The sequence below is a fragment of the Bifidobacterium merycicum DSM 6492 genome, from assembly GCF_900129045.1.
GTDB classification, from domain to species: Bacteria; Actinomycetota; Actinomycetes; order Actinomycetales; family Bifidobacteriaceae; genus Bifidobacterium; species Bifidobacterium merycicum.
The window spans coordinates 244,137-265,949 of the sequence record NZ_FQTX01000001.1 but is presented as its reverse complement, the minus strand read 5'-3'; the positions used below and the strand labels follow the sequence as shown (position 1 = coordinate 265,949).

12 protein-coding genes and 1 pseudogene are annotated in these 21,813 nt (G+C 60.4%); 4 read left to right on the top strand and 9 right to left on the bottom strand.

The genetic code is table 11. The annotated features are described in order from the left end of the window. Nucleotides 1-26 precede the first annotated feature (26 nt). Nucleotides 27-1,616, top strand: a complete 1,590-nt coding sequence (locus BUB29_RS01060) for an aminopeptidase P family protein (RefSeq protein ID WP_033523572.1) — start codon at nucleotides 27-29, stop codon at nucleotides 1,614-1,616. Nucleotides 1,617-1,786: 170 nt separating this feature from the next. Continuing rightward, nucleotides 1,787-2,308: an NUDIX hydrolase gene (locus BUB29_RS01055; protein WP_033523574.1), complete on the top strand. Its 522-nt coding sequence runs from the start codon at nucleotides 1,787-1,789 to the stop codon at nucleotides 2,306-2,308. A 122-nt stretch (nucleotides 2,309-2,430) separates the two neighbouring features. Here the strand turns inward: BUB29_RS01055 and BUB29_RS01050 are convergent, their stop codons facing one another. From BUB29_RS01050 to BUB29_RS01035, 4 genes are all read right to left on the bottom strand, one after another. Continuing rightward, nucleotides 2,431-4,182: a dipeptide ABC transporter ATP-binding protein gene (locus BUB29_RS01050; RefSeq protein ID WP_051915016.1), complete on the bottom strand. Its 1,752-nt coding sequence runs from the start codon at nucleotides 4,180-4,182 to the stop codon at nucleotides 2,431-2,433. Nucleotides 4,183-4,187: 5 nt separating this feature from the next. Further along, nucleotides 4,188-5,384: an ABC transporter permease gene (locus BUB29_RS01045; protein ID WP_033523575.1), complete on the bottom strand. Its 1,197-nt coding sequence runs from the start codon at nucleotides 5,382-5,384 to the stop codon at nucleotides 4,188-4,190. A 1-nt stretch (nucleotide 5,385) separates the two neighbouring features. Further along, a complete protein-coding gene (locus tag BUB29_RS01040) occupies nucleotides 5,386-6,486 on the bottom strand; it encodes an ABC transporter permease (protein WP_033523576.1) in 1,101 nt (366 codons plus the stop codon). Between the two features lie 267 nt (nucleotides 6,487-6,753). After that, on the bottom strand, nucleotides 6,754-8,373 hold the full coding sequence (locus tag BUB29_RS01035; RefSeq protein WP_033523577.1) for an ABC transporter substrate-binding protein: 1,620 nt from the start codon (nucleotides 8,371-8,373) through the stop codon (nucleotides 6,754-6,756). Nucleotides 8,374-8,723: 350 nt separating this feature from the next. Here BUB29_RS01035 and BUB29_RS01030 point away from each other — a divergent pair, with 350 nt between their 5' ends. Further along, complete coding sequence (locus tag BUB29_RS01030) at nucleotides 8,724-9,941, top strand: ROK family transcriptional regulator (protein WP_033523616.1); 1,218 nt, start codon at nucleotides 8,724-8,726, stop codon at nucleotides 9,939-9,941. A 44-nt stretch (nucleotides 9,942-9,985) separates the two neighbouring features. Then, entirely contained in the window at nucleotides 9,986-10,882 is an 897-nt protein-coding gene (locus tag BUB29_RS01025) for a carbohydrate kinase family protein (RefSeq protein ID WP_033523578.1), read from the top strand. Between the two features lie 1,198 nt (nucleotides 10,883-12,080). On the opposite strand, the pseudogene BUB29_RS01020 reads toward BUB29_RS01025, so the two are convergent. The 5 genes and pseudogenes from BUB29_RS01020 to BUB29_RS09610 all read right to left on the bottom strand — a co-directional run bounded on the left by BUB29_RS01020 (nucleotide 12,081) and on the right by BUB29_RS09610 (nucleotide 21,450). Next, a pseudogene (locus BUB29_RS01020) lies at nucleotides 12,081-12,877 on the bottom strand (ABC transporter ATP-binding protein). A gap of 144 nt (nucleotides 12,878-13,021) precedes the next feature. Beyond that, on the bottom strand, nucleotides 13,022-14,851 hold the full coding sequence (locus BUB29_RS01015) for an ABC transporter permease (protein WP_033523579.1): 1,830 nt from the start codon (nucleotides 14,849-14,851) through the stop codon (nucleotides 13,022-13,024). Between the two features lie 624 nt (nucleotides 14,852-15,475). After that, nucleotides 15,476-16,363 carry a hypothetical protein gene (locus BUB29_RS01010; protein WP_234356046.1) on the bottom strand — a complete coding sequence of 296 codons (888 nt, stop codon included), beginning with the start codon at nucleotides 16,361-16,363 and terminating at the stop codon, nucleotides 15,476-15,478. Nucleotides 16,364-17,572: 1,209 nt separating this feature from the next. Further along, entirely contained in the window at nucleotides 17,573-21,127 is a 3,555-nt protein-coding gene (gene dnaE / locus BUB29_RS01005) for a DNA polymerase III subunit alpha (protein WP_033523582.1), read from the bottom strand. A 5-nt stretch (nucleotides 21,128-21,132) separates the two neighbouring features. Then, nucleotides 21,133-21,450 (bottom strand): hypothetical protein, encoded by a 318-nt coding sequence (locus BUB29_RS09610; protein ID WP_143155111.1) that lies wholly within the window; start codon nucleotides 21,448-21,450, stop codon nucleotides 21,133-21,135. Nucleotides 21,451-21,813: the final 363 nt, after the last annotated feature.

Here is a 21,813-nt window from a genome sequence, read left to right as displayed (position 1 = left end):
AGGAATCAATGAGCCAAGGAGTAGATATGGGTGAAGTGATCACCGATAAGGACAGGGAATATGAGGCGGCGGAGCAGGCCGCCGCGCCGGGCGACGACCAGGCCATGGGCGATCGCGTGAACAACCGTTCTCTGCGCCCGAATTCCGACGCGTTCCGCGAGTTCATGAAGTCCGGTTGGGCCGATGAGAATCCGGATATCGAACCGTTGGAATCCTCCAAGTTCACTCCGGCCCGTCGCGCGGCGCTGGGCAAGGCGTTCGAGGGCGAACGTCTGGTGATTCCCGCCGGTCAGCCGAAGGTGCGCAACAATGATTGCGATTACATGTTCCGCCCGGACAGCGCATTCGCGTACTACACGGGTCTCGGCACCGATTACGAGGCCGGTGCCGTGCTCGTGCTCAACCCCGTCGACCCGGATTCGCCGGAGGCGAAGGCCGGTCAGACCCATGTGCCGGAACTGTTCGTCGCCCCTCGCGCCGATAATTCCACCGCCGACTTCTTCATGAACCCGCATTACGGCGAATACTGGGTCGGCCCGCGTGCCGGCTTGGTCGAGATGCAGGCCATGACCGGCATCGAAACGCATGACATCGCGCAGCTGGCCGACGCGCTGGGCAAGGATGTCGGCACCGAGGCCGGTGCCGTGCGCGTGCGCGTCATGAGAGAAACCGATCCGCAGATCACCGCACTGGTGGAGGATGTGCGCAAGGCCAACGGGTTCACCGATCCGGATCGCAACGCCGCCGATGACGACAAGCTGCACGAGTTCACCTCCGAGGCGCGCATGTGCAAGGACTCCTATGAGGTGGGCGAGATGCGCAAGACGATCAGCGCCACCAAGGCCGGTTTCGATCGTCTGCTCTCCACGCTGCCGTCCGCGCTCGATAAGCCGCGCAGCGAACGCATTCTGGAAGGCGCGTTCAATTCCGTGTCCCGTGAGCTGGGCAATACGGTCGGCTACGATTCGATCGTCGCCTCCGGTCCGCACGCCCCGATCCTGCATTGGATGCGTAACACGGGCGTGGTGCGCAACGGCGACCTGCTGCTGGTGGATGCCGGTGTGGAGGTCGATTCGCTGTACACCGCCGACATCACCCGCACGTTCCCGACGAACGGCAAGTTCACCGATCTGCAGAAGCGCCTGTACCAGGCGGTGCTCGACTCCCAGCAGGCCGGTTTCGAAGCCGCGAAGGTGGGCGCCACGTATTGCGACATCCATCACGCCTGCATGCGCGTGATCGCCGAGCGCCTGCACGAGTGGGGTTTGCTGCCGGTGAGCGTCGAGGAGTCCCTCTCCCCCGAAGGCCAGCAGCATCGCCGTTGGCTCGCCTGCGGCGTGGCGCATCATCTTGGTCTTGACGTGCATGATTGCGCGCAGGCCCGCTTCGAGGCGTATCAGGGCGCAAAGATCCGTCCAGGCATGATCTTCACCATCGAACCCGGCCTGTACTTCCGTGAGGACGATATGCTCATCCCGCCGGAATACCGTGGCATCGGTATCCGCATCGAGGATGACGTGCTCATGACCGAGCATGGCCCGGAATGGCTGTCCGCCGGCATCCCGAAGCAGATCGACGACGTGGAGGCCTGGATGGCCGAACGCGCCCGCGCGTGATTGCCCGTCCCGCTTATCGGAAGGTTTGGCATGGCAACCCCGCAATTCGTACTGGAACTGAGGAAGAAAATCGGCCACGCTGAGCCGTCAAGCGTACAGCCCAGTGGGCTGTACGTAGGCGAAGTGAGCGGCTATGCCGCGAAGGATCGTGGCACCGGAAAGGTAATGGCATGGCAACCCCGCAATTCGTACTGGAACTGAGGAAGAAAATCGGCCACGATCTCCTCTGGCTGATAGGCGTGACCGCGCTGGTGCGCGACGATCAGGGCCGTATCCTGCTGGGCAGGCGTTCCGACAACGGCAAGTGGGCGCTGATCTGCGGCATCAACGAGCCGGGCGAACAGCCCGCCGACACGGTGGCACGCGAGGTCAAGGAGGAGACGGGCGTCGACGTGATCGTCACCGACCTGGTGTCCGTCATCTCGGATTCGCGTGTCGTCACCTATATGAACGGCGACAACACGCAGTACATGGATCATTCGTTCCTGTGCGAGCTGAAGCCGGGCGGCAACGCGAAACCGTTCGTCGGCGACGATGAGAGCCTGGAGGTCGGCTGGTTCGACTGGGATGATCTGCCGGAGCCGATGACGGCGAGCAGCGTGGAAAGGCTCGCATTGTTCCGCCGGTATCTCGACGACAAGGCGCATGGCGAGGCACACACGTTGTTCAAATTCGACGGTGTGCTGAACTGATCGTTTCGGCATGGTCCCGTTCGGCGCGGCCCTGCCATAGGCGGGACCATGCCGAACGAAAACGAACGAAGCCCCCGTGGGATGATTCCCATCGGGGGCTTCGTCATAATCCGCGACGCCGCTCAGATCTTCTCGGTGGCGAGCAGCTCGTGCAGGTGCGCACGATGTTCGCGCTGCTCCACCGGATCGGGCAGCGGCAACGAGGCAAGCAGCTTGCGCGTGTAGGGGTTCTGCGGGTTCTGGATGACATCGTCCGCATCGCCATGTTCCACGATCCTGCCCTTGTGCATCACCATGATGCGGTCGGCGAGCATGTCCACCACCGCGAGATCATGCGTGATGAACAGACAGGCGAACCCGATCTCGGCCTGCAGGGTCTTGAACAGTTCAAGCACCTTGGCCTGCACGGACACGTCCAGTGCGGATGTCGGCTCGTCGGCGATGAGCAGCGACGGTTTCAACGCGAGTCCTCGTGCCAGGGAGGCACGCTGGCGCTGCCCGCCGGACAGCTCGTGCGGGTAACGGTTCATGTACACGCGCGGCAGCTGGACCATTTCCAGCAGGTCGCCCACATAATTCCTCGCTTCGGCCACGGAACCGAACTTGTGATGCACGAGCAGCGGCTCGGCCACATTCTCGGCGATGGTCATCAGCGGGTCGAACGAGGAGCCCGGATCCTGGAACACGAATCCGATGTCGGCACGCTTGGACTTGAACTCGCGTTCCTTCACACCGTTCATCTCCACGCCCAGCACGTTGAGCGAACCGCCGGATACCTTCTGCAGGCCCGCGATCGCACGACCCGTGGTGGACTTGCCGGAACCGGATTCGCCGACCAGTCCAAGCACTTCGGAACGGTGGATTTCGAAATCGATGCCGTCCACGGCCTTGAAATCGGGCTGCATGAGGTGACCGGGATACATGATGCTCAGATTCGTCGCCTTGACGGCGAGCGGCTGGTCATGCCAATCCGTCTTACGCTCGATAGGTTTGCCTTCGCGATCCTTCACCACGAGCTGTTGGCCGATGTGCGGCACCGCGGCCAGCAACCTGCGGGTGTAGTCATGCTGTGGCTTGTAGAAGATCTGCTCCACCGGGCCCTGCTCCACCACATGGCCGCGATACATCACCACGACCTCATCGGCGATATCGGCGATCACACCCATATTGTGCGTGATGATGAGCACGGATGCGCCGAACTCGTCACGCGCCAGACGCAGCAGGTCGAGGATTTCGGCCTGGACGGTCACGTCCAATGCGGTGGTCGGTTCGTCGGCCAGGATGAGTCCGGGGTTGAGCACCAGCGCCATGGCGATGACGATGCGCTGCTTCTGACCGCCGGAGAACTGGTGCGGATAATAGTCCACGCGCGTTTCGGCGTCCGGGATGCCGACCTTCTTGAGAATGTCGATGGCCTTGGCGCGAAGCTCCTTCTTGTCCTTCATGCCGTGGGCACGCAGGCCTTCCTCGATCTGCCAGCCGATGGTGTACACCGGGTTCAGCACCGAGTTCGGCTCCTGGAACACCATGGCCGCTTCGGCACCGCGCATCTCGCGCAGCTGCTCACCCGACAGCGATAGCACGTCGAGCGTGTTGGAGCCTTCCCTGTTGGACAGGTAGACGGCTCCGGACGTGGCGGCCGTTTCGGGCAGCAGTTTGATGATGGAGCGTGCGGTGACGGATTTGCCGGAACCGGATTCGCCGACCACGCCGACCACGGTCTTGCGCGGAATGGTGAAGCTCACGTTCTCGACAGCCTTGATGGATCCGGCGTCCGTCATGAACGACACGGACAGATCCTTGATGCTGGCGAGATTGTCCCGCTGCTGGTTGCGCTGATCCTGATTGTTCTTCTGATCGTGCTGTTCCGTCATGGCGATCACTCCTCTCCCCTATCGTCTGCGGCGCCCGTGCCCTGTCCTTCACCGGTCCATTCGGGGGCGACGAAATCAGCGTCGCGGTCGGTGACGGTCACCGGCGTTCCGGATGCGATCGGATTCTTCGCGGCGTCGAGCTCGGCGACGACCTCGTTGCGCGCCGACATGTCGGTCGGCTCGTCGACGGAGGTGTTCTCGATCGAACCGACGACCTCACCGGCGGACTTGCGTGCACGCAGTCGCGGATCGGCGAGATCGTTGAGCGATTCGCCGACCAGCGTGATGCCGAGCACGATGAGCACGATGGCCAGGCCGGGGAACACGGCGGTCCACCAGATGCCTGCGGTCACGTCGGACACGGAACGGTTCAGGTCGTAGCCCCATTCGGCGGCCGCGGTCGGTTCGATGCCGAATCCGAGGAAGCCGAGGCCCGCGAGGGTGAGGATGGCTTCGGAGGAGTTCAGCGTCAGGATGACCGGCAGGGTTCGTGTGGAGTTCTTGAACAGATGCTTGGTCAGGATGCGCCAGGTGGATGCGCCCACCACGCGGGCGGATTCCACGTAGGCGGATTCCTTGATGCGGATCACTTCGGCGCGGATCGTGCGGAAGTACTGTGGAATATAGACCACGGTGATGGAGATGCCGGAGGCGAGGATGCCGCTGACCAGGCCGGACTGGCCGTGGGAGATCATAATGGCCATCAGGATGGCGAGCAGCAGCGACGGGAACGAGTAGACGGCATCGGCGATCATCACCAGCACGCGGTCAAGCCAGCCGCCGAAGTAGCCGGAGATCAGGCCGAGCAGCACGCCTGCGAAGATGGAGAGCAGCACGGCCACGATGATGGCGATGATGGCGGTGCGGGTACCCCACACCACACGGCTGAACACGTCGAAGCCGCCTGCGGTGGTGCCCCAGATGTGTTTGGCGGAGGGAGCCTCCTGCGCAGGGAACGACCCGCTGGCATCCTTGATCTGGGCATGGCCATACGGCGCGATGACCGGCGCGAACAGGGCGACGAGCAGGAAGAACGCGCACAGCACCAGACCGGTGATCAGCATGCCTTTCTGCCAGCCGACGGCCACGCGCAGCTGCTTGACGATCGGCAGTTTCCGCCAGAACGACTTCTTGTCGAGGTTGAACCCTTCGAGTCGGTGATCGCGTTTGCTGGCGAGCTTGGTGGTTGTTGATCCGGCCATGTCAGTACCTCACTCTCGGATCGATAAGCGCGGCGATCACGTCGACGATGAAGTTGACGACGGCCACGATGATGGCGATAAGGATCACGATGCCCTGCACCGCGGCGAAATCACGCGCCTTCAGGTACTGGGACAGCATGAAGCCCAATCCCTTCCATTCGAAGGTGGTTTCGGTGAGCACCGCGCCGGCGAGCATCATGGCGATCTGCATACCCATCACGGTGATGATCGGGATCAGGGCCGGACGCCACGCATGCTTGCCGAGCAGGCGCTTCTCGGAGACGCCGCGGGAACGGGCAGCTTCGACGTAGCCGGAGTTGAAGGTAGAGATAACATTGGTGCGTACCAGTCGGATGAACACGCCGGCGGTGAGCAGCCCCAAAGCGAGGGCCGGCAGCACCGCGTGGCGCAGCACGTCGATGAGCACGTTGACGTCACCCAATTGCAGCGCGTCGATGATGTAGAAGCCGGTCGGCGACACCAGCCGGGAGAACTGCATTTCGGTGGACAGTGAGGAACGGCCGGAGGCGGGAAGCACGTTGAGCCAGATGGCGAAGATGAGCTTGAGGATCAGGCCGAGGAAGAACACCGGGGTGGCGTAGCACAGGATGGCGAAGGTGCGGATGCCCGCGTCGGCGGCGTGGTCGCGCTTGCGTGCGGCGAGACGGCCCAGGCCGATGCCCACGATGAGCGCGATGATGAGCGCGAGGAGCGCCAGTTCGAAGGTGGCGGAACCGTACCGGACGAGGATGGAGATGACGGGCTGGTTGTCGGTCATGGTGGTGCCGAGGTCGCCGTGCAGCAGACCGCCCAGATAATCGATGTACTGCACGATGAGCGGTCTGTCGTAGCCTGCGGCGTGGACGCGCGCCTTCAGCTCCTGCGGGGTCAGACGACCGCCGAGCGCCGCGGAGATGGGGTCGCCGGTCGCGCGCATCACGAAGAACACGACGGTGACGAGGATGAAAACGGTTGGGATGATAAGCAGGAACCGGGTCAGGACGAAACGGAAGAATCCGCCTGACAATCGGTTTTTCTTGGCTTCTTTCGGCTTGTCCGCCTGATCCGCGGCTGCCGGAGCTGCTGTAGCTGACACGCTCAAGCTCCTTTATATAGGGCCAATGTTGGTTGACGTTCGACATGGATTCGATTACGCGAATGCTGGGGGACGGGCGTGGTACGTCCGTCCCCCAGCATGCACGTTTCGATGGTCATCCGGATGCGCCCGCCTTGGCTTCTTGTGGAAGATGCGCCGCGCATCCGTATGGAGAGGCACGCGGAAATCCGGTCCGCGGGCCATTCACACCAGATGGGGTGGGAATCGCCCGATGAGACTCATCAGACGATTGGAATCACTTGGTGACCGGAATCACTTGGTGATGGAGGAGTAGCGGAAGCGGAAGGACGCGTCAAGCACGACACCCTTCACGTTGGTTCCGGTGACGGCGGTCTGGGCACCCTGCAGCAGCGGGATGGTGGACAGATCCTCAGTCTCCTTCTCCTGGATCTCCTTCAGCATGTTTTCACGCTTGGACTCGTCCTTCTCGGCGGCCTGGTTGATGATCAGGTCGTTGATCTCCTTGTTGGAGTAGCCGTTGTTGACGAAGTTGCCGTCACGGAAGAACGGGGACAGGTAGTTGTCCGGATCGGAGTAGTCCGGGAACCAGCCGAGCTGGTAGACCGGGTAGGAGCCGTCGGAGGAGTCGGTGACCACGCGTTCCTTGTTGAACTGTGTCCATTCGGTGGACTGCAGATCGACCTTGAACAGACCGCTGGATTCCAGCTGGGACTTGATGGCGGCGTATTCGTCGGCGGAGCTGGAGCCGTAGTGGTCGCTGTTGTACTGCAGCTTGAGGTCGACCGGGGTCTTCACGCCTGCGTCGGAAAGGACCTTCTTGGCCTTGTCGGCGCTGGGCTTGCCCTTGCCGTCACCGTAGGCGCTCTTCAGGGTGTCGCTGTGGGCGGCCAGACCGTCCGGGATGAAGGAGTACAGCGGGGTGTAGGTGTTCTTGTAGACCTTGGTGGCCAGCTCGTCGCGGTCGATGAGGTTGGCGACGGCCTGACGCACGGCCTTGGCCTTGGCGGTGTCGGGCTCGCTGCTCTTCTCGCCGTAGGGCTGGATCTTGAAGTTGAAGGCGAGGAAGCGTTCCTCACCGCCGGGGCCGGTGACGACCTTGACCTTCTTGTCCTTGCTCAGGTCGGAGATGTCGGTCGGGGTCAGGGAGCGGAAGGCCACATCGACCTGTCCCTGCTGCACGGCCATCTTCAGGTTGGAGGAATCGGCGAAGTACTTGACCTGCACCGCGTCGTTCTTGGCCGGGGTCAGGCCCTTGTAGGAGTCGTTCTTGGCGTAAGCCAGGGCCTCGTTCAGCTTGAAGGAGGTCAGCTTGTACGGACCGGCGAAGGCGTTGTCCTTGACGATGGTGTCGGCGTCGGTCAGCTTGGTGCCGGAGAAGGAGTCCTCGTCGACGATCGGGCCGGCCGGGGAAGACAGCACCTGCTTGAGGGTGACGTCGTAGGGCACGGAGTCCTTGAACACCACGGTGGTGTCGTCCTTCGCGGTGACGTCGGTGATGTTGGCGAGTAGCGAGGCGGGGCCGTTCGGGTCGTTGATCTTCTTGATGCGGTCGAAGGAGAACTTCACATCGGAGGAGGTCAGGTCATGGCCGTTGGCGAACTTGAGTCCGGACTTCAGCTTGACGGTGAACTCGGTGCCGTCGGAGCTCCAGGTGCCGTCATCCGAGGCGATGTCGGGGCTGGGCTCGGAGGTGTTGTAATCCTGCGCGTACAGGAACGGGAACACCTGGATCTGCACGGCGTAGGAACCGTTGTCGTAGGAGCCTGCCGGATCGAGGCTGGTGATCTTGTCGGTGGTGCCGATGGTGACGGCGTCGCCCGTGCTGGCCTCGTCCTTCACGCCGCCGCATGCGGCGAGTGAGGCAACGGCGGCCAGCGATACGGCCGCCGCAAGGATTTTCTTAGAATTCATGGGAATTCCTCTCTCTCATCTCCCATGCCTCGATACGGCATGGACTTGGGTCAAGCTAGTTGCCGTATGTTTCCCCTCCATTTCACCTGGAGGAAACAATGTGATGGTAAAAGGCGAAAATCCCCGACAGGGCAACGGTTCACGCCCTCATATCATCACGATGGAAACGTGTCCATATTATGGGACGCGAGCCTTCCTTCGGCGAGCACCGACATCACGACACGCCGCCGGCGACGAGCGTTTGCCGTCATTTGTTAACGGTGTTAATCTCTTAACGAAGTTCAGAGTTCTGATTCGAAGCCGAACGAATATGACGCAAGGAGGTGTCACCCATGAACACAGCGAACCCCATCGCCGCATCGCGAATAGGGGCCCTGTCGCAGGCAGGAGTCGCGGAAACCAACCGTTCACGCATCATGCAGCACCTTTATCATCACGGCATCAGCTCACGCGCGCAAATCGCCAAAGCACTCAGACTCACCCCCGCCGCCATCACCAAGATCACCGCACAGCTCATCGAAGCGGGCGCAATCGAAGAAACCGGCGGTCTGGAAGGCGAGAAAAACCGCCGATCCATCGGCCTCGCACTCGACAACACCCGCTTCCACGTCATCGGCGTCAAATTCGCACGCTCCCTCGTGCAGATCGGCGTCTTCGACCTCGCCGGGCATGCGTCCAGCCTCACCACACTCCCCTACGTGTCCAACGACACCATCGACGAAACCATCGCCACCGTGCACGGCACCATCGAACGGCTGCTCGACGACGACCCCACCATCCTCACCATCGGCATGGCCGTCCCCGGCCCCTACCTGCGCGAAAACGGCCACACCGCGGTCGTCTCCTCCATGCAAGGCTGGCGTGCGGTCAACTTCATCAGCGAATTCGCGGAAAGCTTCCGCGTGCCAGCCCTCATCGAACAGGACGCCCGCGCCGGCGTGCTCGCTAACTACCTGTTCGACCCCGAAACCGAAGCCGGCAACGCCAACCTCGCCTACTATCTCGTAGGTGAAGGCGTGGGTCTGGGCGTCATCGACAACGGACGGATCATCAACGGTTCGCTCGGCACCGCAACCGAAATCGGCCACGTCTCCATCGACGTGAACGGACGCCCCTGCGACTGCGGCAACATCGGATGCCTGGAACGCTACTGCTCCACCCCCGCCATCCACCAGATGATCATCGACGACGGCACGCTCATCCCCGACGCAGCCACCATGAGCCACACCGAAGCATGCCGCAAGCTGTTCGCCCTCGCGAACGCGGGCAACGAGACGGCGCTCGGCATGATCCGCACCATCGGCAGGTACGTCGGGTACGGATGCCTCATCATCTTCAACGCGTTCAACCCGCGAACCATCGTGATCGGCGACATCGTCTCCGAAGCCGGGCAACCCCTGCTCGACGAAGTCAAACGAATCGTCAAGGAACGCGCGATACCCGAAATCTACGCATCCACCACCATACGGCTCACGTCCACACCGACCGATGCCGCGGTGCTGGGCGCGGCGGCCGTGGCCATCAGCTACTTCCTTGACCACCCTTCCGAATTCTTCAACCTGAAATAGACACACCAACAACAACCCCACAACCAACCGAAAGGAACCCCATCATGACCAAGCCCATCGTCCTCTCCCTCGGCGAACTGCTCTGGGACATGCTCCCCACCGGCAAGCGCGCAGGCGGCGCCCCCGTCAACTTCGCCTACCACGCCATGAAGAACGGCGCCGAAGGCTACTCCATCAGCGCCGTCGGCGAAGACGAGCTCGGCGACGAACTCCTGGCCGAAACCGCCAAGGCAGGCATCCACGCCGTCATCCAGCGCAACGCATGGCCCACCTCCACCGTCGAAGTCGAACTGCGCAACGGCATCCCGGAATACACCATCGTCAAAGGCGTCGCTTGGGACCACATCCTCTACACCCGTCAGCTCATCGACATCGTGCAGCAGGCCGACGCCATCTGCTACGGCACCCTGGCCCTGCGCTCCCCCGAATCCCACGCCACCATCACCGAACTGCTCAAGCACGCCAAGCCCGGCGCAATGAAATTCTTCGACATCAACCTGCGCGGCGACCACTACTCCAAGGAACTCATCGAAGAACTGCTCGGCTACGCCACCGTGTTCAAGATCAACGACGAAGAGCTCCTGCTCCTGCGCGACATGTTCGACATCCGCGGCACCTCCGGTGAAGACGCCTGCCACTGGTTCATGGACAAGTTCGACCTCGACTACGTGATCCTGACCGCCGGCGCCGCCTACTCCACCATCATCTCCAAAAAGGGCGAAACCTCCACCGTCGACACCGCCCGCGTCGAAGTGGTCGACACCGTGGGCGCAGGCGACTCCTTCTCCGGCACGTTCACCGCACGCATCCTGCAGGGCGATTCCCTGGTCGAAGCGCACCGCAAGGCCGTGAACACCTCCGCCTTCGTATGCACCCAGAACGGCGCATGGCCGGAGTACCCGGAGCAGATCCCGGATTACCTCGCCGCGGCCGGCAAGTGAGCGGCAGGAGCTGAAGTTCCTTGCCGGGGCTCACTAGAAGTTCCCTTACTGGGGTTCTTTAGGGGTCTCTGCTGGGATTCTCTGCTGAGGTTCTGGAACCGGCGGTTTCACTGGTTTCTGATGAGCCCAACCCCGCCGGTTCCGGTGGACTGGGTTCCGGCTGAGCCCAACCCCGCCGGTTCCGACCCCGGGAACCTCTATATTCCGCTCTTCTCCACCCTCCTTATCATCATCCCTCTTCCGCGAAAATGCCCGTTGCCTCACCGCAGCGGGCGTTTTCGTATGTGTTGAAGCGCTCTGTTTTCCGCACTCCCATTCAGCCCCAATCCCCCATCCCCAAAATCAGACAAAAAACAGCCCGATTCTGTCCGATTCCGAGGAAGAATCCCTCAAACCCCGGAAACGGCTGGGCAGCGTAACCAGATGGAGACGGCACCACCAAACCACTACGCTCAGAAGCCACCAGCGTGGCCAAACAGGGGAAACACCGCCAAACAGCTACGCTCACGGCCCCTCAGCGTGGACAAGCGGAGACGGCGTAACCAAACAGCTACACTCACGGCCCCTCAGCGAAGCCAGACGGAGAAACCATCCCCAAATGGCTACGCCGAGAATTCCCGCCCTCTCATCTCCATACACCTCCGCCCATTTCCCTCCTCTTTCTCTCTCCCCTGTCCCTCCGCTTTCCTCTCCCGGCGTAGCCAGACGGAGACGGCACCACCGAACCACTACGCTCACGGCCCATCAGCGTGGACAAGCGGAGACGGCGTAACCAAACAGCTACACTCACGGCCCCTCAGCGAAGCCAGACGGAGAAACCATCGCTAAATCACTACGCTCAGAACTCCTCAGCGTAGACAAGCGGAGACGGCGTAACCAAATAGCTACACTCAGGACCCGTCAATGTAGATAGATGGAGACGGCACCACCAAATCGCTACGCTCACGGCCCCTCAGCGTAGCCAGATGGAGACAGCACCGCCGAAACACTACGCTGAGAGCCCCTCAGCATAGCCAGATGGAGCTGACATCTCCAAATCACTACGCTGGGTACCGCCCCGAAAGCAGAAAGCGGCCCAGGAAATCCCAGAAAATCCAGGAATCCCCGAGCCGCCCGACCGGCCAGCCCAACGCACCCGCGCACCCGAGCCCGCCGGATCCAGCGGAACCCAGCGGAACCCAGCGGAACCTAACGGAACCTACCTGCGCCCGCCGCGCCGCAACGGCTTGAGCTGGAACACCTCATCGGACTGCCCCGCCACCGCCGGGCTGTGCGTCACGATGATCACGCACTTGCCCTCATCATGGGCCAGATCGCGGAAAATCGCCATGCTGTCATCCTGCGTGGCCATATCAAGATTGCCGGTCGGCTCATCGGCCAGAACAACCCTCGGCCCATAGCTCAACGCCCGCGCAATGGCGACACGCTGCTGCTCGCCGCCGGACAGGTGCAGGATACGTTCCTTGGCATACTCCTCCGGCAGTCGAACCTTCCGCAGCAATTCCAGCACGATCTCGTGCTTCGGCCTATCGAACGACACCCCGGACGCCTCCATGGACAGCACGATGTTCTCCTCCACGGTGAGCGCGGGAAGCAGGTTGAAGCTCTGGAAAATCACGCCGATGTCATGGTCCGGAAACGATACCGGTTGAGTTCGGCGAGATTCCTGCCGTCGTACATCACCCGCCCCTCGGTGGGCAACGTCAGTCCCGACAGGAGCGACAGCACGGTCGTCTTGCCCGCGCCCGAAGGCCCGGTAATGGCGATCAGTTTGCCAGGCCGGAAGTCATGGCTCAGATCGTTGATGACTTTCTTGCCGCCTTTCGTATACGAATAGGTGACATGGTCGAGCGCGAGGATTGCAGTGTTCGTGGTGCTCGGATTGCTTGGGTTGTTCGGATTGTTCGGATTGTTCGCCGTATTCGGATCGAGCGGACCACCCGGATCGCGCGAATCACCCGGATCGCGCGGATCACGCGCGACGGGTTCGATCATGGGTTCGGTCGCGAGTCCGGCCGAATCAGCGGGTTCCGTCACTGTCGATTTGGTCTTGTCGGTCATATCAGGTCCTTTCATAAACGTTCGTAATCGTTGCTCTTGCACGCTTCATGTGATGCGCAGATTCGCCCGCCACGGCCGTCAGGAACGGTCGGCGAGAATCTGCAACGGCTCGTAGCGTATGATCGCCACCACGCCGACCAATGCGGAGATGAGCGTGAGCGCGATACCGATCAGCACCAGTTCGCCGATGATCTTGAAATTGACCGTGGCGTTGATCGTGCTCACATACTCGACCGCCTTGCCGAAGCCACGCGCATCACCCTTGCCGGACGGCGCGGACGGCTGGTTGGACTGATTCGACTGGCTGGACTGGCTGTCCGTCGACTGGCTGGACTGGCTGTCCGTCGACTGGCTGGACTGGCCGGACTGACCCGACAGACCCGAATCAGTCGACTGCCCGCCCTGGCCACTCTGACCACCCTGGCTGCTCTGGCCCGGCGCACCCGGCATATCGGCGTTACGCCCGAACTGCACCTGGCGGCTCGACGCCTGCGATTCCTGACTGGAAACCTGCTGTGCGAGCAGCTGGTTGGACACGGGCACCGACGCGGCCGCGCCGCCCGCCACGCCGATCGCGATACCCGCCATCGTGACGATCAGCAGCTCGGTCACGAACTGCGCCACCACCTTCGCCTTGGTGATGCCGATTGCGGTCAGCACGCCGATCTCATACTTGCGCTCACGGATGTTGAACAGGTTGATCACGATGAGCACCGCGGCACCGACCACCAGCACGATGATCAGCAGGGTCAACGCGAACTTGGCGAGATTGTCGAGCGGCACGAGGCTGGACTCGTAATTCTCCACGTCGGCGGACGACACCTTGTGCGTCGAATCGAGGCCAGCCTTCTTCACATCGGAGGCGAAGGTCTCGTAATCGTCCTTGCTGCCCAGCACGTAGGAGAAGCTCAGCTGGGTGCGCGACGCGGAGGTTTGGGTGGCGGAATCGGAATCGGACGAATCGGCGGAATTGGATGACGCTGCTGCGGATTCCGCGGACAGTCCAAGCTTCTTCAACGTGCTGACGGACGTGTAGATGGCGTTGTCCGGATCTGACGATATGCCGCCCATCGGCCCGTGCGAACCGGTATCGGTGGACGAGTCGTTCTTGTAGATGCCGGCCACGGTGAGCGTGTACGTGGTGTCGCTGCCGCTCAGATCCTCGACGGTGATGGTGCTGCCGACCTTCAGACCGTTGAATGTGGCGAGCGCCTGCGGGATGATGACCTGGCCGTCCGAATCCGTTCCGTAGCCGAACACCTTGCCCTTGACCATGGTGAAGCTGCCGTTGGATGCGTTGGAAACCGCGGTGTCGGAGGAGAAGCCGACCAGGGAGAAGTCACCGGATGTCATACCGCCGAAGCCGCCGTTACCGCCTTGGCCGCTCTGACCGTTCTGGCCGTTCTGGCCGTTCTGGCCGTTCTGACCGCTGGGAGCGTCACCGCCATTACGCGAATCGACGGAATCGGACGAAGAGGAATCGGACGAATCGCTGCGCTCGCTGTTGGAAGTGGTGGTCTCCACCGGCTGGAAGTCGTCGGTGCCGTTGACCGACGTGGTTTCCGTATAGTAGGTCGTCACCGGAACGCTGGATGCCTTGGCGTATTTCTTGTAGTCGGACAAGGACAGCGAGTTCTGGTCGAGGGCCTCGCGCATGGCGTTCTTGTCCGGCTTGCCGTCACTGGTTGATGATTGCATGGCACCACTCATCATCTGATCGCGATCCACGGCGATTGTTGCGGTGACGGTGGTTGAACTCAGTCCGGTGTCACGCGCGACCTGCGCGGCGTTGCGGATAGCAAGTCCTATGGTGGCCGCGGCTGCGATCACCGCGACGATGATGACGATGAGTATGTTGCGCCCGGCGTTGCGTACGACGGATCTCCAGGCATTTTTCAACACGAACATACTGTGGTTCCCTTGGCATATGTCATGCGGCAGACCCCATGCTCGCCGCGTCACAGCTCAGCATGCTCCCGGAGGTTTGCGATTGACTAGCAACACACTGCTCTGAAACTGGACGATTCATGGATTTTTTCTGAGAGCGAAATCTTGTTGCGCAACCGAACGGAGATGGCTTCTCCCACGTGGCTACGCTGAGGGCAACTCAGCGCAGCCAAACGGAGACAATTCCCCCAAATGACCACGCTGAGAGCCAGCCAACGTAGACAGACGGAGATGCCACCGCCAAATACCTACGCCGAGAATCTGTCAGCATAGAAAAATGGAGAAGATAGCGCTAAATGGCTACGCTCAAATCCACCCAGCGTAGTCAAACGGAGACGATACCGACAAATAACCACGCTCAGCCACCCCCAGCGTAGCCAAACGGAGAAACCGCTACCGAATCACTACGCTAAGGACCCGTCAGTGCAGCCAAACGGAGATGCCATCACCAAACAGCTACGCTGAGAGACGGCCAGCGTTGTCAAGGGAAACGGCTTCACCGAGAGGGAGACAAGGTGAAGCCGTGGAATCCTAGAGGCCAAGGATGGAGAGAACGGCAGAAAAATCGACGGAGCGAACTGGAAACTAGGTGCGCGGGATACCCGCTTGCGCGAGCTTGTTCCACAACGGCGTCGCATCCGCCACTTCGTCATAGGTGAATCGCACAATCCCGCGCACACCGGCACGACGCAAAGCAGCCTCACGTTCACGTTCCTGCTGAACCGTCGCCTGAATGCTCCTTCGACCGGTCATCTGCGGATTGAAATATTTCTCGGCCCCATCGAACTCGCCGACAATAATCGAACCATCAGGCAGCACCCACATGAAGTCCACCCGATAGAACCGTCTCGATTCGGGATCATAGAATACCACCTGCAGACTCGGTACCATGAATCCACCCTCAATCATCACCGCACGGCACAACGATTCCCCACCGTTCTCGCTCGCGCCATCGGCATGTTTCAATACGCGCATCACCTTCCGCATGTCACCGCCCAGTTTTGTACAACCAGCTAGCAGCTCGTCCAACTTGACGCCACGTGCCAACGCGGAATCGGCAATCGGCAACGCATGCCGAAACGCAAGCATCCTCGCGCAATCCAACACCGTCTGCACCACATTGGTCACACGAATCCCATTCACCGTTTCGACCGACCGCCTGCACCGATCCGGCACGTACAAGCGCCGCACCCCGCTGCCCGCACGGAAGCCCCTCCGACGAGCGTCGGCAATGGTGATCATGTCATCGTGCAGCACCCACTGGTGCTCGAGTCCATGCGCGGCCGCCGCGACGGTGCCGGCGAACACCCATTGCGGATGCTCCTTGCCGACCGCGCGAGCCAAGTGCAGCGTACGTTCCGGCGGAGGAAGACCATGCCAATACTCGCGGGGAGCGTAGAATCCTGGGATCACACGCACCAGTTCCCCATTATCCGTGGCTCTTCTGCGCAGCGCCGCAACCTCGGATTTCACCGTTGAATGTATGCATCGACGGCCGGCTTTGGCCTCCGATATGAGTCTGTCTACTTGTCTATGATTCTTCATACGTCGAACCTAGCCTATCGGTGATCGTTCGGCATCTTTTTTCGGGGGTTGTGGTTTATACCTCCTCAGCTCGCGTGTTCCAACGGTTTTACCTATGTGGATAACTTTTTGATGCATTTTTGCTGGATGACGTGTGATGGGATGCGAGATATGGGAATGCCAAGATGCGGAGATACAGAGATGCCGGGATACGGATGGGTGCGGACATGTCATCATGTCGGTACACGGATGGATGCATGATGTCGGCATGATTCATGGAAAGACAGCGCCGAGCCGATCCCAGTGTAGACAGACAGGGACAGCATCACCAAATGGCTACGCTCAGCACACCCCTACCACATCACTCCTTTTCCCTCCGCCTTTTCCTCTCCCGACGTAGACAAATGGAGAAGGCATCACCAGATAACTACGTTTAGAACCACTCAACGTAGGCAGACAGGGAGAACACCGCCGAATGGCTACACTGAGGAACCGCCAGCGTAGCCAATCAGGGATGATGTCACCAAATCACTACGCTGAGGGCATCTCAATACAGGTAGATGGAGAAGACACCGCCAAATCACTACACTGATAGGTCATCGACGTAGCAAAACGGGGATGGAACCGCCATCCACCTACGCTGAGAACCCGCCAGCGTAGCCAATCAGGGATGATGTCGCCAAATCACTACGCTAAGAATCCGTCAACGTAGTCAACAAGGGAAAACACCAGATGCCTATGCTTGGCGCAACTCAGCGTGGATAAACGGAGAAGATATCATCAAGCAGCAATCCTCAGAACCCTTATCCGGCTCACACCCTTTCCTCCGCCTTCTCTTCCCCTGTGCAGACAAATGGAGAAGGCATCACCAGATAGCCACACTCAGGACCACTCAACGTAGCCAAACGGAGACAACATCACCGAATGGCTACACTGAGGGCATCTCAATGCAGACAGACGGAGAAGACATCACCAGACATCTACGCTGAGAACCCATCAGCGAAGGCAGGCAGGGACAGCATCACCAAATGGCCACACTCAGGACCACTCAACGTAGCCAATCAGGGATGATGCCGCCAAATGACCACGCACCAAGAGCCGCCAAGAGCAGCCCCCACCCGCAAGCCGCCCAAGCCAACCCGCCCAAGCCAACACCCGTCAAGCAGCCGGCAGACAGCTCGGCCCGAACAGAATCTTGATCTCCGCGAACAGGCTCGTATCACGCTTCACCCGGAACCGGTCACCGAACGTCAGCACCTCGGCATTGCCCTTGGCATCCATGATCGCAAGCTTCACCTCGCAATACCCCGGATGATTCGTCAGCACGTGCCCCAACTGCATCATATGCTGCCGGTCAAGCGCCGCCTGCGGTAACGTGATGATCACCGGCCGCTCATCCGCAGCCTCCAACGTCGGCACCTGCATTTCGGTGGCACGCAGGCTCACGCTCTCATCACGCAATTCGACCATGCCACGAATCTGCACCACCTGATCAACGGTCAGTTCCGCCGCGGCCGCCTCATACACCTTGCCGAAGAACATGCACTGGATCGAACTCTCCAAGTCCTCCACGGTCACAATCGCCCACGCGTTGCCACGCTTCGACACACGCCGATCCACATTCGTGACCAGGCCGGCGATGGTCACCTGCTGCCCTTCGCCCATGGTCTTGGCACGGTCGATCAGATGCGCGATCGACATCTCACGCAACCCGGCAAGCACCGCGGTCATACCCGAAAGCGGATGGTCGGACACATACAAGCCCAGCATTTCACGCTCGAAATTGAGCTTCGTCTTCTTATCCCACTCCTCCACGTCGGGCACGGTGACGGAAGCATCGCCCATCGCACTCTGCTCGTCGGCATCATCCATGTCGCTGAACAGGTCGAACTGGCCTTCCGCCTCCTTACGTTTCAGACTGACCACCGACTCGATCGCCGTCTCATGGATCTGGAACAGCGCACGACGGTTCGGATCGATGGAATCGAACGCACCCGCCTTGATCAGCGATTCCACCAGACGACGGTTCAACGCGCTCAACGGCACACGGCGAATGAAGTCCATGAAATTCACGAACTTGCCGCGCTTGCCCTCACGTTCCGCGATGATATCGGCCACGGCCTTATCACCCACATTACGAATCGCGCCAAGACCGAAACGCACCACGTCGCCCACAGCGGAGTAGGCGTACACGGATTCGTTCACGTCCGGCGACAGCACCTGAATGCCCATGCGCCTCGCCTCGCCCAAATACAGCGCGGTCTTGTCCTTATTATCCTTGGTGCCCTGCAGCAACGCCGCCATGAACTCCACCGGGTAATGCGTCTTCAAATACGCCGTCCAATAGGAGATCAGACCATACGCGGCGGAATGCGCCTTGTTGAACGCGTACCCCGAGAACGGCACGAGCACATCCCATACCGCCTGCGCGGCCTCCTCCGAATAGCCGTGCTCCTTCATGCCCTGGAAGAACGGTATCTTCTCCTTGGCCAGCACCTCCGGCTTCTTCTTACCCATGGCTCGGCGCAGCACGTCTGCCTTGCCCAGCGAATAACCCGCGAGAATACGCGCCGCCGACTGCACCTGCTCCTGATACACGATCAGACCGTAGGTTTCGTCAAGCACCTGCTTGAGCGGTTCCTCCAGCTCGGGATGGATCGGCTCGATCTTCTGCAAACCGTTCTTACGTTTCGCATAGTTGTTATGCGAATCCATATCCATCGGGCCCGGACGGTACAGCGCGATCAGTGCGGAAATATCGTTGAAGTTATCGGGTTTGAGGGATTTGAGCAGCGCTCGCATGCCGTCGGAATCCAGCTGGAACACGCCCAGGGTGTCGCCGCGCGACAGCAACTGGTAGGTTTCCTTGTCGTCCAACGGAATCTTCGTGTAATCCACCGGATCCTTGCCGTTGGCTTCGATGTTCTTCAACGTGTCCTGGATGACCGTCAAGTTGGAGAGGCCAAGGAAATCCATTTTGACCAGGCCCAACGTTTCGCACGTATGGTATTCGAACGTGGTGGTCACGGTGTTGTCCACGCGTTGCAGCAGCGGCGACGTGTCGGTGATCGGCTCGCTACCCATGATGGTGGCGCAGGCGTGCACACCGGTCTGTCTGATCAGGCCTTCGATGGTTTTCGCCTTGTCGATGATCTTATGCGCGTCCGGATCGGATTCGTACAGTTCGCGGAATTCGCGCGCCTCCGCGTAATGCTTGGATGTCGGGTCGAAGATCTCCTTCAGGCTCGCGTCCTTGCCGTTCTTGCTGGGCGGCAGCGCCTTCGTGACCCTATCGCCCATCGCGAAATCGTAGCCCATGATGCGGGCGGAATCCTTCAACGCCTGCTTGGTTTTGATCACACCGTAGATCACGCACTGCGCGACCTTGTCGCGGCCGTATTTCTCACCGCAGTAGTCGATGACGTGCAGACGGCCTTCAGGGTCGAAATCGACGTCGATATCAGGCAGCGACACACGTTCCGGGTTCAGGAAGCGTTCGAAGATCAGACCGTGCTTCAGCGGGTCGAGTTCCGTGATGCCCATGGCGTAGGAGACCATCGAACCTGCCGCAGAACCACGCCCCGGTCCCACCATGATGCCGTGATCCTTCGCCCACTGGATGTAATCGGCCACCACCAGGAAGTAGCCGCAGAACTGCATCTGGCAGATCACGCCGCACTCGTAGTCGGCCTGTTTGGAAACCTCTTCGGGCACGTTGTTGTCGTACCGGCGTTCCAGGCCTTCCTCGACCTTCTTCAGGAAGAGCGATGCCTCATCCCAGCCTTCGGGGCAATCGAACTGCGGCATGAACGCGCCGTCCTCGTGATCGTCGAACATCACGTTGCAACGTTCCGCGATTTCGAGCGTGTTGTCGCATGCGCCGGGGAAATCCTTGAACAGTTCACGCATTTCCTCGGCCGGTTTCAGGTAGTAGCCGGTGCCGTCGAATTTGAAACGGTCCGGATCGTCCAGATGGGAGCCGGAGTTGATGCACAGCATGGCGTCCTGGGCTTCGGCGTCCTCGGCGTGCACGTAGTGGGAGTCGTTCGTGGCCAGCAGCGGCGCGTTGAGTTTCTTGGCGATTTCAAGCAGGCCCGGAATGTTGCGGTTTTCGATGTTCAGACCATGATCCATGATTTCGATGAAGAAATTATCCTTGCCGAAGATGTCCTGCATTTCGCCGGCGGCACGCAGGGCTTCGTCGAACTGGCCGAGCGCGAGCCTGGTTTGGATGATGCCCGACGGACAGCCCGAGCCGCAGATGACGCCCTTGGAATAGGTGGACAATACTTCCTTATCCATACGCGGGTAGCGCTGCACGCGGCCTTCGAGGTTGGCCACGGAACTGGCTTTGATGAGGTTCACCAGGCCTGCGTCGTTTTCCGCCCACAGTGTGAGGTGGGTGATCAGACCGCCGCCCGAAACGTCGTCGCGACGTTGCGCTTCGGTACCCCAGTGCACACGGCTCTTGTCTTGGCGCGCGGTTTCCGGTGTGACGTAGGCTTCGATGCCGATGATCGGTTTGACGCCGACCTTGACGCAGTTGGTGTACATTTCGTAGGCGCCGTGCATGTTGCCGTGATCGGTGATGCCTACCGCGGGCATGCCGAGTTCGGCCGCGTGTTTCGCCAATTCGGGGATTTTCGACGCACCGTCCAAGAGCGAATAATGCGTGTGATTGTGCAGATGTACGAAGTTTCCCGAATCAGACATACCCTCTAATGTACCGCATGCGGGGATTTTCTTTTCAGGTTTTTCTTCTTCCCTTTTTCTGTTCCCTCCCTGTCGATGCCCTCTTTCGTCCCTCTCTGTCCTATGTCCTCTTTTCCCCTGTTCTCTTCCTGTCTTCTCCCTGTTCTCTCTGTCCTTCCCCATTTTTCTCTTTCCCTTCCCCGCCCATCGATACCCTCTGTCCTTCTTCTCCCTGTCTTTTCTCTGTCCTCGCCCTGTACTCTCCATCCTTTTCTCGCCCCGTCTTTCTTCTCTCTTTCCTCTGTCCTTCCCCTCTCCGTCTTTTCCTCTTTGTCTTTCCCCAACGTAGGCAAACAGAGACTGCATCACCATATGGCTACGCTCAGGACCCCTCAACGTAGCCATATGGGCACAACTCTGCCAACTGTCCACACTGAGAGCGGCTCAACACAGAGAAACGGAGGCAGCTTCGCCAACTGTCTACGCTGAGACGCCGCCAGCGCAGCCATATGGGGACGGCATCACCAAATAGCTACGCCCCTGGCCCTTCAGCGTACTCATACAGAGAAAGCATCGCCAAACGGCCACACTCAGGGCACCTTAACGTAGACAAACGGAGAAGACTCCGCCAAACAGCCACACTGAGAGCGGCTCAACACAAAGAAACGGAGGCAGCTTCGCCAACTGTCTACGCTGAGACGCTCTCA

Excerpts from the sequence above, each read along its gene's own strand:
- BUB29_RS01055 (WP_033523574.1), top strand. The coding sequence starts at position 1,787 with ATGGCAACCCCGCAATTCGTACTGGAACTGAGGAAGAAAATCGGCCAC.
- BUB29_RS01035 (WP_033523577.1), bottom strand. The coding sequence starts at position 8,373 with ATGAATTCTAAGAAAATCCTTGCGGCGGCCGTATCGCTGGCCGCCGTT.
- BUB29_RS01050 (WP_051915016.1), bottom strand. The coding sequence starts at position 4,182 with ATGACGGAACAGCACGATCAGAAGAACAATCAGGATCAGCGCAACCAG.
- BUB29_RS01045 (WP_033523575.1), bottom strand. The coding sequence starts at position 5,384 with ATGGCCGGATCAACAACCACCAAGCTCGCCAGCAAACGCGATCACCGA.
- BUB29_RS01025 (WP_033523578.1), top strand. The coding sequence starts at position 9,986 with ATGACCAAGCCCATCGTCCTCTCCCTCGGCGAACTGCTCTGGGACATG.
- BUB29_RS01060 (WP_033523572.1), top strand. The coding sequence starts at position 27 with ATGGGTGAAGTGATCACCGATAAGGACAGGGAATATGAGGCGGCGGAG.
- BUB29_RS01015 (WP_033523579.1), bottom strand. The coding sequence starts at position 14,851 with ATGTTCGTGTTGAAAAATGCCTGGAGATCCGTCGTACGCAACGCCGGG.
- dnaE (WP_033523582.1), bottom strand. The coding sequence starts at position 21,127 with ATGTCTGATTCGGGAAACTTCGTACATCTGCACAATCACACGCATTAT.